Source organism: Bradyrhizobium lablabi (genome assembly GCF_001440475.1).
Lineage (GTDB): Bacteria > Pseudomonadota > Alphaproteobacteria > Rhizobiales > Xanthobacteraceae > Bradyrhizobium > Bradyrhizobium lablabi.
Genome location: NZ_LLYB01000043.1, coordinates 144,584 through 160,353, shown reverse-complemented (window position 1 = coordinate 160,353; position 15,770 = coordinate 144,584). Strand labels below are relative to the sequence as shown.

General features: G+C 63.2%; 14 protein-coding genes and 1 pseudogene. 4 read left to right on the top strand and 11 right to left on the bottom strand.

Features of this window, described 5'->3' with window-relative positions:
• A pseudogene (locus CQ14_RS05550) lies at positions 1 to 616 on the bottom strand (hypothetical protein); the annotation flags it as partial.
• A 659-nt stretch (positions 617 to 1,275) separates the two neighbouring features.
• Between CQ14_RS05550 and CQ14_RS05545 the strand changes: the two are divergent.
• Positions 1,276 to 2,133: a DUF1499 domain-containing protein gene (locus tag CQ14_RS05545; RefSeq protein WP_057856911.1), complete on the top strand. Its 858-nt coding sequence runs from the start codon at positions 1,276 to 1,278 to the stop codon at positions 2,131 to 2,133.
• A 48-nt stretch (positions 2,134 to 2,181) separates the two neighbouring features.
• Here CQ14_RS05545 and CQ14_RS05540 read toward each other — a convergent pair whose 3' ends face one another.
• The 4 genes from CQ14_RS05540 to CQ14_RS05525 all read right to left on the bottom strand — a co-directional run bounded on the left by CQ14_RS05540 (position 2,182) and on the right by CQ14_RS05525 (position 7,678).
• Positions 2,182 to 3,102 carry an MBL fold metallo-hydrolase gene (locus CQ14_RS05540; protein ID WP_057856910.1) on the bottom strand — a complete coding sequence of 307 codons (921 nt, stop codon included), beginning with the start codon at positions 3,100 to 3,102 and terminating at the stop codon, positions 2,182 to 2,184.
• A gap of 143 nt (positions 3,103 to 3,245) precedes the next feature.
• Positions 3,246 to 4,460: an acyl-CoA dehydrogenase gene (locus CQ14_RS05535; protein ID WP_057856930.1), complete on the bottom strand. Its 1,215-nt coding sequence runs from the start codon at positions 4,458 to 4,460 to the stop codon at positions 3,246 to 3,248.
• A 168-nt stretch (positions 4,461 to 4,628) separates the two neighbouring features.
• Positions 4,629 to 5,705, bottom strand: coding sequence for a 3,4-dihydroxy-2-butanone-4-phosphate synthase (gene ribB / locus CQ14_RS05530; RefSeq protein WP_057856909.1), 1,077 nt, complete (start codon positions 5,703 to 5,705; stop codon positions 4,629 to 4,631).
• Between the two features lie 242 nt (positions 5,706 to 5,947).
• Complete coding sequence (locus CQ14_RS05525) at positions 5,948 to 7,678, bottom strand: cation:proton antiporter (protein WP_057856908.1); 1,731 nt, start codon at positions 7,676 to 7,678, stop codon at positions 5,948 to 5,950.
• Between the two features lie 58 nt (positions 7,679 to 7,736).
• Between CQ14_RS05525 and CQ14_RS05520 the strand changes: the two genes are divergently transcribed.
• Entirely contained in the window at positions 7,737 to 8,276 is a 540-nt protein-coding gene (locus CQ14_RS05520; protein WP_057856907.1) for a DUF3124 domain-containing protein, read from the top strand.
• 54 nt (positions 8,277 to 8,330) lie between these two features.
• A complete protein-coding gene (locus CQ14_RS05515) occupies positions 8,331 to 9,575 on the top strand; it encodes an aminotransferase-like domain-containing protein (RefSeq protein WP_057856906.1) in 1,245 nt (414 codons plus the stop codon).
• Between the two features lie 98 nt (positions 9,576 to 9,673).
• Here CQ14_RS05515 and CQ14_RS05510 read toward each other — a convergent pair whose 3' ends face one another.
• Genes CQ14_RS05510 through CQ14_RS05495 form a run of 4 tightly spaced genes read right to left on the bottom strand, consistent with a single transcriptional unit; the run spans position 9,674 to position 13,697 of the window.
• Entirely contained in the window at positions 9,674 to 11,101 is a 1,428-nt protein-coding gene (locus tag CQ14_RS05510; protein ID WP_057856905.1) for a M20/M25/M40 family metallo-hydrolase, read from the bottom strand.
• A gap of 12 nt (positions 11,102 to 11,113) precedes the next feature.
• Positions 11,114 to 11,605 carry a RidA family protein gene (locus CQ14_RS05505; protein ID WP_057856904.1) on the bottom strand — a complete coding sequence of 164 codons (492 nt, stop codon included), beginning with the start codon at positions 11,603 to 11,605 and terminating at the stop codon, positions 11,114 to 11,116.
• Between the two features lie 19 nt (positions 11,606 to 11,624).
• Complete coding sequence (locus CQ14_RS05500) at positions 11,625 to 12,056, bottom strand: c-type cytochrome (RefSeq protein ID WP_057856903.1); 432 nt, start codon at positions 12,054 to 12,056, stop codon at positions 11,625 to 11,627.
• Positions 12,057 to 12,101: 45 nt separating this feature from the next.
• On the bottom strand, positions 12,102 to 13,697 hold the full coding sequence (locus CQ14_RS05495) for a flavin monoamine oxidase family protein (protein WP_199805442.1): 1,596 nt from the start codon (positions 13,695 to 13,697) through the stop codon (positions 12,102 to 12,104).
• A 394-nt stretch (positions 13,698 to 14,091) separates the two neighbouring features.
• Between CQ14_RS05495 and CQ14_RS05490 the strand changes: the two genes are divergently transcribed.
• The gene (locus tag CQ14_RS05490; RefSeq protein WP_057856901.1) at positions 14,092 to 14,367 is read left to right on the top strand and encodes a hypothetical protein; all 276 of its coding nucleotides are present in this window, start codon (positions 14,092 to 14,094) and stop codon (positions 14,365 to 14,367) included.
• A 12-nt stretch (positions 14,368 to 14,379) separates the two neighbouring features.
• Here the strand turns inward: CQ14_RS05490 and CQ14_RS05485 are convergent, their stop codons facing one another.
• Both CQ14_RS05485 and CQ14_RS05480 read right to left on the bottom strand, forming a co-directional pair.
• Complete coding sequence (locus tag CQ14_RS05485) at positions 14,380 to 14,601, bottom strand: helix-turn-helix domain-containing protein (RefSeq protein ID WP_057856929.1); 222 nt, start codon at positions 14,599 to 14,601, stop codon at positions 14,380 to 14,382.
• Positions 14,602 to 14,770: 169 nt separating this feature from the next.
• Positions 14,771 to 15,757 carry a Bug family tripartite tricarboxylate transporter substrate binding protein gene (locus CQ14_RS05480; RefSeq protein WP_057856900.1) on the bottom strand — a complete coding sequence of 329 codons (987 nt, stop codon included), beginning with the start codon at positions 15,755 to 15,757 and terminating at the stop codon, positions 14,771 to 14,773.
• Positions 15,758 to 15,770 lie beyond the last annotated feature (13 nt).

The following is a 15,770-nucleotide window of genomic DNA, read 5'->3' as shown; positions in this document are numbered from 1 at the left end:
CGGCGATCACCGGCGCGGCGGCGCTGGGCGAGGCCACCCAGGTCAGGCGGGTGGAGGTGCCGGTGAGCGCCACGCCGCCACCGTCACGCAATTCCGCGGTCACCAGCATCTGGCCGGTGTACCCATCCGGCGGAATGACCGAAACGCCGGAAATCTCCGTTGCCGGCACGCGCCATTCGTTGGCGGCGATACGCTTGCCGGACGTCAGCCGCGCGCCACCAACCAACCCATTGATCGATACGAACGCGCCGGGCGGCGGGTTGCCGACATGAATTCCGAGCGGCACGGGATCGTTGACGAACCCGCTGCCGTCCTGCACGGCCAGCGTCGCCGTGCGCTTCGGCGGTGTCGCCTGCTGCGCCGGCAGCACCGAGGACTTCACCGACTGCCAGGCAGCCGAAAGCGACGCATCCTGGTTTGCAGGGCGTTGCGACGACGGAATGGCCATGACCAGAAGCATCGCGATGCTCGCCGCGATCGCGACCGCGATCGAGAAGCGGATCACCTGCTGCAGCAATGCGCGGCGTCCCGACAGGTCGCGGAGCACCGAGGGCGCCTCGACCGGCACGTTATCCCTCGCCTCCTGCATGGCCTGGGCCACGGCCTTGGTAAACATTTCGGAATCTTGGCGGCGGGACGGCTTGCTCAAAGGTTGCAAGGGCGGTCCTTCCGTCGTAGTTCGCGGACGCCAACCATCGTTGTTCTGCATGAGCATCGGATTCGACTGCTCACTGCTCGCCCGTTCCCTCAACTCCCGCGGCGCATAATATGCCGGATCGTTCGGGCCGACATATCCTTCGTGCTTTGCATCACTACTCATACTGAACTCGCCCTCATGGGGCCTTCCGCCAGCCCCGCGGACGTATGCCGATAGCGCCCTATACAATCCTAGAACTCCGGGAGCGTAACCGCAATTTATTTGCGACTCCGCCCGCAACAAGGACCGGAAGTTGAGATCATCCTGCAGCGCTTCCGGCCGACACCCGCCGTTTCCCCATTTGGTTGGCGCTCGCCGTGCCCCGTGCAGGACAGTCCCGTGTTGCGGCAAATACGACAACCCGGCGGCGAGAGGTAGACGAAAGTTGGACCAACTTCAATCTACAACTAATAATCAATTTACAGGGATGGTTAAACCCGTGAGGTTGCCGCCACCTGTCCAAACAGCATAGCCGGCAAACCTTGAAATTCTACGCACGCCGTGGTCTCAAGTTTTCCTAGTTTGTTAGCCCGGCCCGCCCGCCGGCCAGACAGATTTCAACCCGGCAGATTGCACTGATGGCCCGAAGGTTTTCCGCTCCCTACCAGTCGGAGCCCGTGTCCAGCCTCGCCACCTGGTCGCGCAACCTCGCCATATTTGCCGTGGTCGCAGTGGTGGGGTCGATCCTCATCGTCCGCTTCGGCTTCCTGGAGATGAAGCCGGCGCTGGCGACCTTCTTCGGCGCGCTCGCTTGCGCCGTGCTTTCGATCCTGGTCGGCCTCGCCGCCTTTGCCGCAATCTGGCAGAACGGGTCGCGCGGCATGGGCCGGATCCTGCTGGCGTTCCTGATTAACGCCATCCTGCTCGCCTACCCGGCCTACCTCGCCCTGCAATACCGCAAGCTGCCGCCGATCCACGACATCACCACCGATCCGATCGATCCGCCGCGGTTCGAGGCCCTGGCGCGGCTGCGCAGCGGCGAAGGCGCCAACTCGGCGGTCTATGCCGGGCTCTATTCGGCCGAGCAGCAGCGGATCGCCTACCCCGACATCGAGACGGTAGAGCTCGAGGTCCCGCCGCAGCGGGCCTATGAGGTGGCGCTGGCCCTGGTCAACAGGCGCAAATGGCTGGTCATCGACGAACGGCCGCCGCAGCCGCCGCGCCGCATCGGCCGCATCGAGGCGGTGGCGCGAACGCCGATCATGGGTTTCCGCGAGGACGTCTCGATCCGCGTCACGCCCGACGGCGAGGAATCGCGCGTCGATATCCGCTCCTCCTCGCGCTATTTCGAAAGCGACCTCGGCAGCAACGCCTCGCGCGTGACAAAACTGATCGAGGACATCAATGCCGCCGTCGACAACGCCAAGCCGGCGGCACCGAAGAAACCGCAGGCGCCGGCGAAAGCGCAGGCGAAGAATGTGAAAAAGGGCAGCTAGCCCGCCAACGAACAGTGAGTTCTCTCGGCCCGCTCTTGCGGGGGGAGGTTAGGACGCCATCCGGTACGTCCCGCCAATCACCGGATCGCCGTCGGTCGCGACGATGCCGCGGGCGACCAGATCTTCCAGATGGGCCAGCACCGAATAGCCGGCGGCATTGGTCAGCCGCGGGTCGATGCCGATATAGATCGCGCGCACCATGGTCGGGATGTCGGCCTCGCCCTTGGCAAGGCGATGCAGGATCGAGGCTTCGCGGGCCTGACGGTGGCGGGTCAGGAAGCGGACGTAGCGCGGCCCTTCCGGAATTTCAGGTCCGTGCCCTGAGAAATACAAATCCTCCTCGCGGGCTTCCAGCCGCGCCAGCGAGGCCATGTAGTCGATCATCGATCCGTCCGGCGGCGCCACGATCGAGGTCGACCAGCCCATCACGTGGTCGCCGACGAAATTGATCTTTCGCTCGGCCCATGCAAACGCCAGATGGTTGGCGGTGTGGCCGGGGGTTGCGACCGCCTCCAGCGCCCAGCCCTGCCCTTCGATCACATCGCCGTTCTTGACCGCGATGTCGGGCCTGAAATCGCGGTCGGCGCCGGATTCCGGATTGTGCTTCTCGCTCTCGAAGCGCGGCCGCGAGGCGCGGTGCGGCCCCTCGGCGTAGACGGGCGCGCCGGTGGCGGCCTTGATCCGCGCGGTGTTCGGCGAGTGGTCGCGATGGGTATGGGTGACGAGAATATGCGTCACCGTCTCGCCGCGCACGGCGTCGAGCAGCGCTTTCGCATGGGCTTCATCATCGGGACCGGGATCGATGATCGCAACATTCCCCTTGCCCACGATGTAGCTGACCGTGCCGGTGAAGGTGAACGGGCTCGGATTGTTGCAGAGGACGCGCCGCACGCCGGGCCGCGGCTCGTCGACGACGCCGGGCTTCAACGGAAAGTCGCGGTTGAACGGGATGTCGTCGTTGTCGGCCATGGTTCTTCCTTGGCGTCATTCCGGGATGGCCCGAAGGGCCAGACCCGGAATCCCGAAGTGAGGGAAAAGAATACGGCGCGAGATTCTCAGGTACGCAATTGCGTACCATAGTTCGATGCTCCGCATCGCCCCGAGCAAGCCGCTTACGAAAACGCCTGAATGCCGGTGATCGCCCGGCCCAGGATCAGGGCGTGGACGTCGTGGGTGCCTTCGTAGGTGTTCACGGTTTCCAAATTCGCCGTGTGGCGCATCACGTGATACTCGATCTGGATGCCGTTGCCGCCGTGCATGTCGCGGGACACGCGGGCGATGTCGAGCGCCTTGCCGCAATTGTTGCGCTTGACGATGGAGATCATCTCCGGCGCCATCTTGCCCTCGTCCATCAGGCGGCCGACGCGCAGGCTTGCCTGAAGCCCGAGCGCGATTTCGGTCTCCATGTCGGCGAGCTTCTTCTGCACCAGTTGCGTGGCCGCCAGCGGCCGGTTGAACTGCTTGCGATCGAGCGTGTACTGCCGTGCACGGTGCATGCAGTCCTCCGCGGCGCCCATCGCGCCCCAGGAGATGCCGTAGCGGGCGCGGTTGAGGCAGCCGAACGGGCCCTTCAGGCCCGACACGTTGGGCAGCAGCGCGCTCTCCGGCACCACCACGCCGTCCATGACGATTTCGCCGGTGATCGAAGCGCGCAGCGAAAGCTTGCCGCCGACCTTCGGCGCCGACAGGCCCTTCATGCCCTTCTCCAGGATGAAGCCGCGGATCTGGTTGTCATGGGCAGCCGACTTGGCCCAGACCACGAAGACGTCGGCGATCGGCGCGTTCGAGATCCACATCTTGCTGCCGGTCAGGCGGTAGCCGTCGGATACCTTTTCGGCGCGGGTCTTCATACCGCCGGGATCGGAGCCGGCATCCGGCTCGGTCAGGCCGAAGCAGCCGACCCACTCGCCGGTGGCGAGCTTCGGCAGGTATTTCTTGCGCTGGTTCTCGTCGCCATAGGCGTAGATCGGGTACATCACCAGCGACGACTGCACCGAGTTCATCGAGCGATAACCGGAATCGACCCGCTCGATCTCGCGCGCCACCAGGCCATAGGCGACGTAGCTGGCATTGGCGCAGCCATATTCCTCCGGCAGCGTGACCCCGATCAGGCCGAGTTCGCCCATCTCGTTGAAGATCTCGCGGTCGGTCTTTTCTTCCAGATACGCGTTGATCACGCGCGGCAGGAGCTTGTCCTGCGCATAGGCGCGCGCAGTGTCGCGGATCATGCGCTCATCTTCGGTGAGCTGGTCGTCGAGCAGGAACGGATCGTCCCACTGAAAGGAAGCCGCCGCCGGCTTGTCCTTGGCTTGAGGGCGCACGCTCATGAAAATCCCTTTCGCATCACTGTCCTGTTGGAAATTTGTCGCCAAATTAATGCGCTATCGGCAGAAGCGCAATGTTCTGGACGTCATTCCGGGGCACGCGAAGCATGAACCCGGCAATCTCGAGATTTTCGGATCTGGTCCCGCGGACCATTCCGGAACGACTGTGACCTATCCCTCCAACTTCTCGTTGGAGACGATCTCGATGCCGAAACCGGATAGTCCCTTGTAGTCGTGCACCGACGACGTCAGGTTGACTATCGAGGTGATGCCGAGATCGCGCAGGATCTGGGCGCCGACGCCGACTTCACGCCATTGCCGGTTGCGATCGGCCTCGGCCGTTTTCTCTTCGCCGACCGGCTCTACGGGAACCCCGGCCGCGCCGTCGCGCAGATACACCAGCACGCCGCGGCCGGCCTTCTCGAAATGGTCCAGCACGATCTGCATCCGCGCCTGGCCGGTGAAGAGATCCTTGACGATGTTGGGCTTGTGCAGCCGCGTCAGCACATTCTTGCCGTCGCCGATGCCATTATAGACGAAGGCGGCATGCGCGATCTCGTCGAATGGCGAGCGATAGGCATAACCCTGCAGCGGACCGATCGGGCTGTCGGTGGTAAAGGTCGCGACCCGCTCGATCAGCTTCTCGCGCGCCTGGCGGTAGGCGATCATGTCAGCGATCGTGACGTGCTTGAGCTTGTGCTTGGCGGCGAAGCGCGCCACCTGCTCGCCCTTCATCACGGTGCCGTCGTCGTTCATCAACTCAGAGATGACGCCGACCGGCGGCAGGCCGGAGAGCTTGCAGAGATCGACCGCCGCTTCGGTATGGCCGGAGCGCAAGAGCACGCCGCCATCGCGGGCGATCAGCGGGAAGATGTGACCGGGCCGGGCAAAGTCGCTGGCGCCGGCATTGGGATTGGCGAGCGCGCGGCAGCAGGAGGCGCGCTCTTCCGCCGAAATGCCGGTGCCGCCGTCCGGCTTGTAGTCGATCGAAACGGTAAAAGCGGTGGTGTGGTTGGACTCGTTATGCGCCACCATCGGATCGAGCCGCAGCCGGCGGGCATCGTCGGTGGTGATCGGCGCGCAGACGATGCCGGAGGTATGGCGGATGATGAATGCCATTTTCTCCGCGGTACAGAGCGAGGCCGCAACGATCAGATCGCCCTCGCCCTCGCGGTCGTCATCGTCGGTGACGACGACGAGTTCACCCTTGGCAAAGGCTTGCAGAACTTCCTGGATGCTATCGGCCATTTTCTCGAAATCTCGTCAAATCTCGCTTCTTTCAGCCAGTGCATTAGCCGGACTCCATGGCCAGCGCCAGCGCCAATACGCCGGGGCGGAACGCCGGAGAGGCATGGCGGCAAGGCCATGCTGCGGCCGGGTCGGAACGGAGAGGTGTTGGCGATTTCGCCCGATCGCATGGAACGGTTTCGCCCGGCGAAAACACCGCGGGATTATAGCGCTTCTCGCTCCATCCGGGCTACGGCCCATCGCTACGGCAGCACCTCGCGGCGCTCGCTGAGCAGCACGTCGGTCTCGGCGCGCTTGTCGTCCAGGAGCCCGGCCTGGGCTGCCTCGATGACTTTATACAGCTCGTGGGCGTCGCTGAGCCGGGTCACCGTCACGTAATCGGCGCCGGCCTCGTAGAGATCGTCGACGTCGGCCAGGATCTCCGCGGTGGCGACGATCTTGGCGCTCGGATTGAGCGAGCGGACGTGCCGGACCAGCTTTTCGTTATCGGCGCCCTTCAGGAGCGAGTCCGGGATGCTGAGGATGATCAACTCGGCCTTGCCGACGCCTGCATGCACCAGCGTGTCGACGTTGCTGATGTCGCCATAGACCACATGCATGCCGCGATCGGTCAGGGTCCGGAACACCAGCGGATTGAAATCGATCACGGTGATCTGATCCAATACCGCCGGCGTGCGGCGCTCGATCTCGGCGATCAATGCGCTGGCGGCGCGGAAGAAGCCGAGGATGACGACCCGGCGCGCTTCCCCATGACCGCCGCCCTCGTGCCCGGCATCGCCTTCCTGCTTGTGATCGAGATCGCGAAGTCCCATTCGCTTCAGGGGACCAATCAGGCCGCGTGTGACCTGATCGCTGCGCGCCATCACAAACGTGCTCAACACCGCAAGCACCACGAAGGCGAATGACGCGGCGCTGGACGTCTCGGTGCTGATATGGCGGGCGGCCACGCCGGTCTGGATCACGACCAGCGAAAACTCCGAGATCTGCGCCAGGTTGATCGCCGGCAACAGGCTCGCGCGCAGCCCCTGCTTCATCAGGTAAAGCGGGGTGAACGTCGTCACCAGGCGGCTGACGACGGTGAAGGCGGCGATCAGCAGCGCCAGCCCGATCACCGACGCTCCGGGGATCGGGATCGTCATGCCGAGCGCGACGAAGAACAGCGTAATGAAGAAATCGCGCAGCGTCGTCACCTTGGCGGTGACGTCGAGCGCATAGGGGAATGTCGAGAGCGAAACACCTGCTACCAGCGAGCCCATCTCGCGCGACAAATGCAGCCGCTCCGCGATCTCGCCGATCAGAAAACACCAGGCCAGTGCGCCGAGCAGGATCAGTTCCGGCCGGCGCGCGATCTGGTGGAACAGCCATGGCAACACATAGCGGCTGAGCACCAGCGCGGTCGCCACCAGCGCACCGACCCGGGCGATCGAGAGCAGGATGACGCTCACCTGCAAATTATCGAGGCTCGGCTGCACCGCCAGGAACAGGATCGCAAAAATGTCCTGCAGCACCAGCACGCCGAGCGTGATCCGCCCCGGCAGCGTGTCGAGCTCGCGCTTCTCGTACAGCACCTTGACGATGATCACCGTGCTCGACAGCGCGCAGGCGACGCAGAGATAGAGCGCATCGAAATGGCCGCTGCCCATCGACAGGCCAATTCCGATAAAGAACAGGATGCCGAGCAGGCAGCCGCCAATCAGTTGCCCGCCCGCGGCAAACAGGATCACCTTGCCGGCGCGCACGATCTTCTTCAGGTCGATCTCCAGCCCGATCATGAACAGCATGAAGATCAGACCGAGTTCGGAGATGACGGTGATCGATTCCTCGGACTTGACCCATTTCATGCCGAATGGACCAATGAAGAACCCGGCGATAAGGTAGGCCAGGATCAGCGGCTGGCGCGAAAAATGGGCCAAAAGGCCCAGCCCCCAGGCGAACAGGATGCATAAGGTGATATCGCGAATAAGCTCGTGCATGGTTCCGGACTTCCCCCGCTTGCAACCTAGAGGTCCCGGCGCAAGGGTCAAACAAGCAATGTGTCACAGCCATAGATTGGGGGCTTTTGTCGCGATTCTGGCCGCGCTGTCGATCCTTTCCGTCCCCGGCGCCACCGCGCAGCCCGCGGGCGGTATCGAGCAGAATTTCGCCGCCTCCCTCACCGCGCTGCCGGCGGAAAATCTCGCCGTGTCCGGCGCCTTCTACGTGCCGGTCTATTCCAGCGTCTCGATGAACCCCGGCAAGCTGCGGGCGGATTTTTCCGTCACGCTCAGCGTCCACAACGCGTCCGAGACCCGCCCCCTGGTGCTGAAGCGGATCGCCTATTTCGACACATCAGGCAAGATGGTGGAGAGCTACCTCAAGTCGCCGGTTGCGCTAAAACCGTTCGCAACGATCGAAGTCTTCATCGCCGCCAGCGACGTGCGCGGCGGAACGGGCGCCAATTTCGTGGTCGACTGGGCGGCCACGGGAGAGATCGCCGAGCCCACGGTGGAGGCTGTGATGTTTGGCGGCGTCGGCGCCGGGCATTATGCCTTCATCAGCCAGGGACGGCCGATCAGGGTCATCAAGAACTAGCCTGCAAGAAGGCTTCGGCCTTCTCAACAAACAACAAAACGGGAGTGAATATCCATGTCTGCCGCATCCCCCTTCGATTTCGCGCCATTGCTGCCCGCCGGATTGCCGGCGCCGGCGGCGCGGTGGACGGGCCTTGCCAAATACTCCTTCGTCGGCGGCAACAACGATCCGGACCAGGTGCCGGTCGACGGCCTGATCGAGGCGGTCAACGCCGTGCTCCGGCGCGAAGGCAAGACACTCGCAACCTATGGCCTTGCCAGCGGCCCGCAGGGCTATCGCCCCTTGCGCGAATTCCTCACCGCAAAACTCAAGCGCGACGCCGGCATCGCCTGCGGCGCCGACGACATCATGATCGTATCTGGCTCGCTGCAGGCGCTCGACCTCGTCAACCAGACGCTGCTGGCGCGCGGCGATACCGTCCTGGTCGAGCAGGAAACCTATCAGGGCGCGCTGACCCGGCTGACGCGGCTCGGCGTCAACGCGGTCGGCATTCCCCTCGACGATCGGGGCATGCGGATGGATGCGCTGGCGGCAACGCTTGCCGACCACAAGCGCCGCGGCATCACGCCGAAATACATCTACACCATCCCGACCGTGCAGAATCCGACCGGCAGCATCCTGCCGCGAGCGCGCCGTGCCGAGATGCTGAAGCTGTCGCAGGAATACGGCGTGCCGATCTTCGAGGACGATTGCTATGCCGACCTGATCTGGAAGGGTGAGCGCCCGCCCGCGATCTACGCCATGAGCCAGCACGGCGGCGTCATCCACATCGGCTCGTTCTCGAAATCGATCGCCCCCGCGCTCCGCGTCGGCTTCATCGTCGCGCCCTGGGAAATGATGTCGCGGATGCTGGCGCTGAAGACCGACGCAGGTTCCGGCGCGCTGGAGCAGATGGTGCTGGCGGAATATTGCGCGCCGCATTTTGCAGGTCACGTCCCGAAACTGACGCGCGGCCTGCGCGCCAAGCTCGATACGCTGATGGACGCGCTGAACGAGCAGTTCGGCACCGCGGCCGAATTCGAAGCGCCCGAAGGCGGCATCTTCCTGTGGGTGAAGCTGCCCGACAATGTCGATACGCTAAAACTCTATCAGGCTGCACTCGCCGCCGGGGTTTCCATCAATCCCGGGCCGGAATGGTCGACCGACAAAGCCTATGCCGGCAGCCGGCTGCGGCTGTGCTTTGCGAGCCCCTCGCACGAACAGATCCGCGAAGGCGTTGCCGTGCTGGCGGAAGTGTGCCGCAAGGAATTTGGCGTACCGGCCAGAATCGCTAATGTGGAGAAGCGAGTGCGGAGCTGAGCAACCAACACCCGCGCTCTTGGCACATCGGTCATGCTGGCTTCACAGATCCTTCACTGTGAAGTATCGCGTGCTAGTGGCCACGTTCCAACGGCTTGTCACGTTCCACCCGACAGCATCTTCACCAGGCGATAGAGATACTCCTGCCCCTCGTAGAACGATTTCACGGCGACGCGCTCGTCCTTGCCATGGGAGCGGATGTCGTTGATATCGCCGGCGAGACCGGAATGGCCGTAGGTCGGTATACCCGCATTGCGCAGATAGCTGCCGTCGGTTGCGCCTGCGCTCATGACGGGAAGGATCACGGCGGTCGGCCAGAATTCCTTCGATAGTTTCCCGATCGCACCCATGATTTCCTCGTGCAGGGCCGAGGGCGCGCTCAAGACCCCCTGCTCCATCTGGGTGACCTTGATCTGATCGTCCTCGAACACCTTCTCGAGCGTTGCCTTGACGCCTTCGATCGGCTCGCCCGGCATGATCCGGCAATTGACCTTGGCGGTCGCAAGCTGCGGCAACGCGTTCACGGCGTGACCGCCCTCCAGCATCGTCGCCACGCAGGTGGTGCGGAGCTGTGCATTGTAGACCGGATTGGCCGCAAGGCGGACGAACGACAGTGATGCCGGGTCGGGTTTGTCCGACAGGGCCGCGCGAATGTCGGCAGCGGTCTGCTCGCCCTCGAACTGGGCGGTGCGCTCGAAATAGGCGCGCGTCGTCTCGTTCAGATTCATCGGGAATTTGAAGTTCGAGAGCCGGACCAGCCCCTCCGCCAGCCGATAGATCGCGTTGTCCCTCGTGGGCAGCGAGCTATGGCCGCCCTTGTTCTTCACTTCCAAAAGGAAGCTGACCGAGACCTTTTCCGAGGTCTGAACGCTGTTGCGGATCGGCTTGCCGTCCTTCAACCCGACGCCGCCGCCTTCGTTGAGCGCGAACTCGGCGTTGATCAAATCGCGATGGTGCTTCAGCAGCCACCGGATGCCGACCTCGTCACGGTCGAGGATTTCCTCGTCGGTCTCAAGCGCCAGGATGATATCGCGGTCGGGCTTGTAACCCTCCTTCTTGTAGCGGATCATGTTGGTGACGAAGGCTGCCGCCATGAATTTGTCGTCGCCGGTACCGCGTCCGTAGTAATAGCCGTCTTTCTCGATCAGCTTGAACGGATCGACCGACCAGTCGTCGCGATTTGCAGGCACCACGTCGATATGGGCAAGCAGGAGGATCGGCTTGCGCGCGCCGGTACCGCGCAGCCGCACCACAAGGTTGCCCTTGCGCGGCGCGGGCTGCAACACCTGCACGTCACCATCCGCAAAGCCGGCCGCACGAAGGCGCGCCGCCATTGCTTCGGCCGCCTTGGCGGTGTCGCCGGTCGCGGTCACCGTGTTGATCTCGACGAGTTCCTTGTAGATGTCGTAGGCGAACTGCTGCTGCGGGGTCAAAGTTTCGGCAATGGCGGCACCCGCGATCAGCGTCGAGGCAAGCGTCGCCGACAGCAGACCCGAACGAAGTTTCCAAATTGTGGTTCTACGCATCCTGCTGTCCCCTTATTTGCTGTTGTCCTTGACCGCGATCACCTCGATCTCGACCAGAAAGCCGGGATTGGCGAGCGCCGCGACGCCGACGACCGAACGCGCCGGCAGATTAGGCTGGCTGCCGCCGAAGAATTGGGTGTAGCCCTCCATGAAGCCTTTGAAGTCCATCGGCGCGGCGGCGTTGTGCACCAGGAAGACCTGCATCTTCACCACGTCGCCCATGGTGAGCCCAAGGCCTTCGAGAATGGTCTTGATCCGGTTCAGCACCCCGATCGACTGGATTTTGGTGTCGCCATAGGCCTGCAGGCTCGCGGCATCGGCGTCCTTGTTGACCACCGGAGGCACCTGACCGCTGATGTAATAGGTCGTGACGTTGCCTCTGACCTCGACAGATTGTGCGATCGGAAAGGTCGAGTTCGGGATCGGATGCCGCACGATCTCGGCCCGCGCCGCCGTGCATGCCGCCACCAGCGCAGCAAGCATGAAGATGATTTGTTTTTTCATTAGCCTCTCCCCTTTTCGCCTAGCGGCGCACCTGCTTGACGTCGGTTGCGGTCACCGCGTCGGTAAAGTTATTGCCGAAATGCGTCCGCACATAATTCACCACCTCGGCGACCTGACCATCGCTCATCATCTCGCCGAATGGCGGCATGCCGCGTTGACCGTTGACGACAAGATAGACCGCATAGCCGCGGGCTTCGAGATTCTTGTTGCGGGCCAGCGGCGGATAGGCGCCGGCGCCTTTGGCGCCCTCGCCTTGCGGCATGTGGCACCCCTGACACACCGATCGGTAGATCGATTCGCCGGTGGTTTGCTGGAATTTCGGTCCCACCGAGAACATCGGTTGGACGCTGGTTGCGGTCGTGCTGCTTTGCGCCTGGGCACTCTGGGCAGCAACCGCTGCCAGAACAACAATGGCGCTTGCGAGACAGTATGGGATGTTGCGTGCGTTCATGGTCAATTGCGGACGGTCATGCGCATGGTCAGGTCGCTCTGGCCATCAAGCGGTGGCGCGCGCGTGCAGGCGCCGGATTGCGTCGAGTGAGGAAAGGATGGCGCCTTCCTGCCACGCGGGGATATGGGAGACGTGCTCGCCGGCCAGCGCAATACGACCGTCCACCTGGCACAGGGCCTTGTAGTGCTGGTCGCGCAGCGCGTCGGTCCACTTGCCGTAGCAGCCGTGATTGCCGGGCACGCGGTACCAAGCGACCGACACGCCGTTGTCGAATTCATCGGCGTACTGCGGATGGATCTGATTGCCATGCTCCACGGCGCGACGGACGCGCTCCTCCGGAGCCATCGCGCCGAATTCGAAGGAGTTGGGCCCTTCGAACACGTAGGCGCCCAGCACCACGGCCGGGCCGGACGCGCCGTAACGCGTGGAAGGGTAGGAAATGCGCGAAATCGGCAGGTCGGTGTAGGTGATGCCGCCGTAGATGTGCTCGTCCTCCTCCCAGAACCGCCGTTTGAACTGCAGCCCCACCTTGATCGACGAGCCATAGGGTACGGCATTGATGGCGGCCTGCATCTCGGCGCCTACCTGGATGTCGATCTGACTCAGGATCGACAGCGGGATGGTGCACAGGCACCAATCGGCCTTTTCCTGCTGCAGCGCGCCGCCGCGCGCCTCGTCCGCAAAAGTTACGGTCACGCCACGTTCGTTCTGTTCGATGCGGGTGACTCGCGCCTGGTAGCGGATGAGGTTGCCGACCTGCTTGGCGAAGGCCTTGGCAATCATGTCCATGCCGCCCACCGGCTGGAACATGGTGCTTTGGAACTCATAGGCTTGGCCGGCGGCGATAGCGCGCCACAACCGGGACTGCAACAGCTCGCTGAGTTCGAGCGGCTTGGATGGTTTCGCCGGCGTCATCAGGCCTCCGCCGGGATCGATCTCGTAGCCGCGCAAGGCGCTGGTGGCGATGCCCTCGCGGTAGCGAAACTCGGCATCGAGTGCGCCCCAGCGGCGCAGGCCTTCGAGCAGCTTCTCCTTATCTTCCTGTGTCAGCACGGAGTCGAGGCTGCCCTGGCGCGTGGCCTTGCCCAGCAGTTCTGCCACGTGCCCCTGGAAGTCGGCCTGCACATGGCGGTAGCGCTGCGGCTTGCCGCCATAGGCCGTGCTCGAGTGGACCCAAGCGTTGTAGTTGACCTGCACGAACGGTTCGAGTGCGACGCCAAACTGCCGGCAGTAATGAAGCACGGCATGGTGGTGGTAGGGGATGCGCCAAGGACCGGCGTTGAAGTACTCGCCCTTGGCGAAGCCGCAGTGCTGCACCTCGCCGCCCAGCTCGGTGAAAGTGTCGCCACCGCGTATCGACCAGCAGCGTCCACCTGCACGCTGGTTGTATTCCAGGATCGTGACCTTGTAGCCGGCATTGCGCAACTCGAGCGCCGCGACCATCCCGGCCAGGCCGGCGCCGAGAATAAGCACGCTGCTGCCTTTCTTCGCGCCAGCCAGCTTGGGTGGGCCGCTGAAGTTTGATTCGGCGGCGAAGCCCAGCGATGTCATCGCCTGGTACATGGCGCCGCCACCCGCTGCCTGGCCGATCATGTTCAACAAGTCGCGCCGGGTGAATGCCGGTGTGTCTTTATGGGTCATTGGAAAGGCCCTTGCTCCAGCCTTAAGTGGTACCGTTGGCAGCGACGAGCGATGAATCCGCCATTAGGCAGCGGCCTCTTGCGCCCGAGCTGCTTCATTTGGGTTCATGCACGGCTACGACACCAAGGAGCTCCTCAGTAGCCCCTCTGTTGATCCACATGGCAGCAACAGCCTTCCGTTGCGGAACCTGCGAAGGTTAGCAACGAAGCGATATGCCGCAGCAAGCTCAACGCGCATCTGCCATTCCGCGCTTGATACGCGACCTTGCAACGAGTGCGCCAACTGACCGGCGCTGCGGCATCGCGATCTCTCCGTCAAATGCATTTGGACTCGCCCCAGTTTGGTACCGTCCCGCACAGAATTCTGTGAAGAGGTTATCAATCTGGACGAAGACATGGAAATGAACAACGATTCGGAAGAGATCGACGGCTTCAACTCTCCGGGAGAATACAGGAGATTTTGCGCATACATCGAAAAACAAGTGGCGTCGGGCGATGCTCTCGAGCGAACCGCCGATCCGAACTACGGGAAAGGCATGATTGTTGGCGGGCGCTGGTTCGAGGACCCCAGCACAAAAGAGATTTGGAGGCTGGTGCCCCCTGATTTCCCGTTCAGGGGCTTATGGGAGAAGGTTGACCCGGCGTCGGTTGGTCGTCGCCTCGGTAAATGAATTTGCACGACGCTATTCGCCGCGGAACACCAGCGCGATCCGCAATAGCCGCACGATCGAGACGTTGCCCTTGCCGGCTTCGATCTGCGCCACGTAACGTTCGGACATGCTGGCGCGGCGCGCGAGTTCCCGGCGCGACAGGCCATGCTGTGCGCGCATCTCGCGCACCCTGTCTCCGAGTTGCGCCAGAAACTCGCTCTCGAAAGGCAGGCGGCCGTCCTCGTTATAGGGCATCGCCCGGGCGCGGTGGCCGTGGTCTGGTTCGGTCTGGGATAGGCTTTCGCTGCGCATCATGCTCGATCCTTTTGCCCGGTATCGTCGCCAGGCAAAAACGCCGCCGCATTGATTGGGATCAAATGGGGTCGACCAATTGATTTCGATCAATCGGCCTCGGACCGGCTGCCTATTCAGCCTTGATGCCGGCCTCGGCAATCAGCTTGCCCCATTTTTCGCTTTCGCTTTGGATGAATTTTGCAAAAGCATCTGGCGAAGTGGGCATCGGCTCGGCGCCGAGCGTGCGGATCTTCTCGATCGCCGCGGGATCGCTCAACGCCTTCACGAAAGCGGCGTTCAGCGTGGTGATGACCTCAGGCGGCGTGCCGGCGGGCGCGACGATGCCGAACCAGCCGACGGATTCGAAACCGGACAGGCCCTGCTCCGCCAGCGTCGGAACATCGGGCAGGAACACCACACGTTTTGCGGCAGAGACGCCGAGCGCCTTCAACTTGCCGTCGCCGATCAATTGTTTGGATGCGGGAATATCCAGCACGGCCAGCGGGACGTGGCCGGCCAGAACGTCCGTCGTCGCCGGCGCCGTGCCGCGATAGGCGACCAGTTGAATTCCGACACCGGCCTTCTGGTTGAACAGGGCCGAGGTCAGGTGCATTGCGGTGCCGTTGCCGCCATGGCCGATCGACAGGCCCGCCGTTTGCGCCTTGGCCTTGACAATGATGTCTGCGACGGAGGCAATGCCCGATTGTTGCGAAGCCACCAGCACGAACGGGATTTCCGCCAGCATCGTCACCGGCGCCAAATCCTTGACCGGATCGAACGACATCGCCGCACGGTTCAGATGGGGATTGACGGTCAGCACGCCGGCCGCAGCGATGCCAAGCGTGTAGCCATCGGGCGCGGCCTGCGCCACGGCCCCGATCCCGATATTGCCGCCCGCACCTGCCCTGTTCTCGATCACGATCGGCTGCCGCAGCGTGTCCGCAAGCAGCGGCTGCAGCGCGCGGATCACGATATCGGCACTGCCACCGGGCGGAAACGTCACGATGATCTTGATGGGTTGATCGGGATAGGCGTTTGCTGCTTCAATCGCCGACAGCGACAGCGACAAAACAACAACAAGGGCGCGGATCATGCCTTTGCGGATCGACGGAAACATTCAAGGGCCCCCC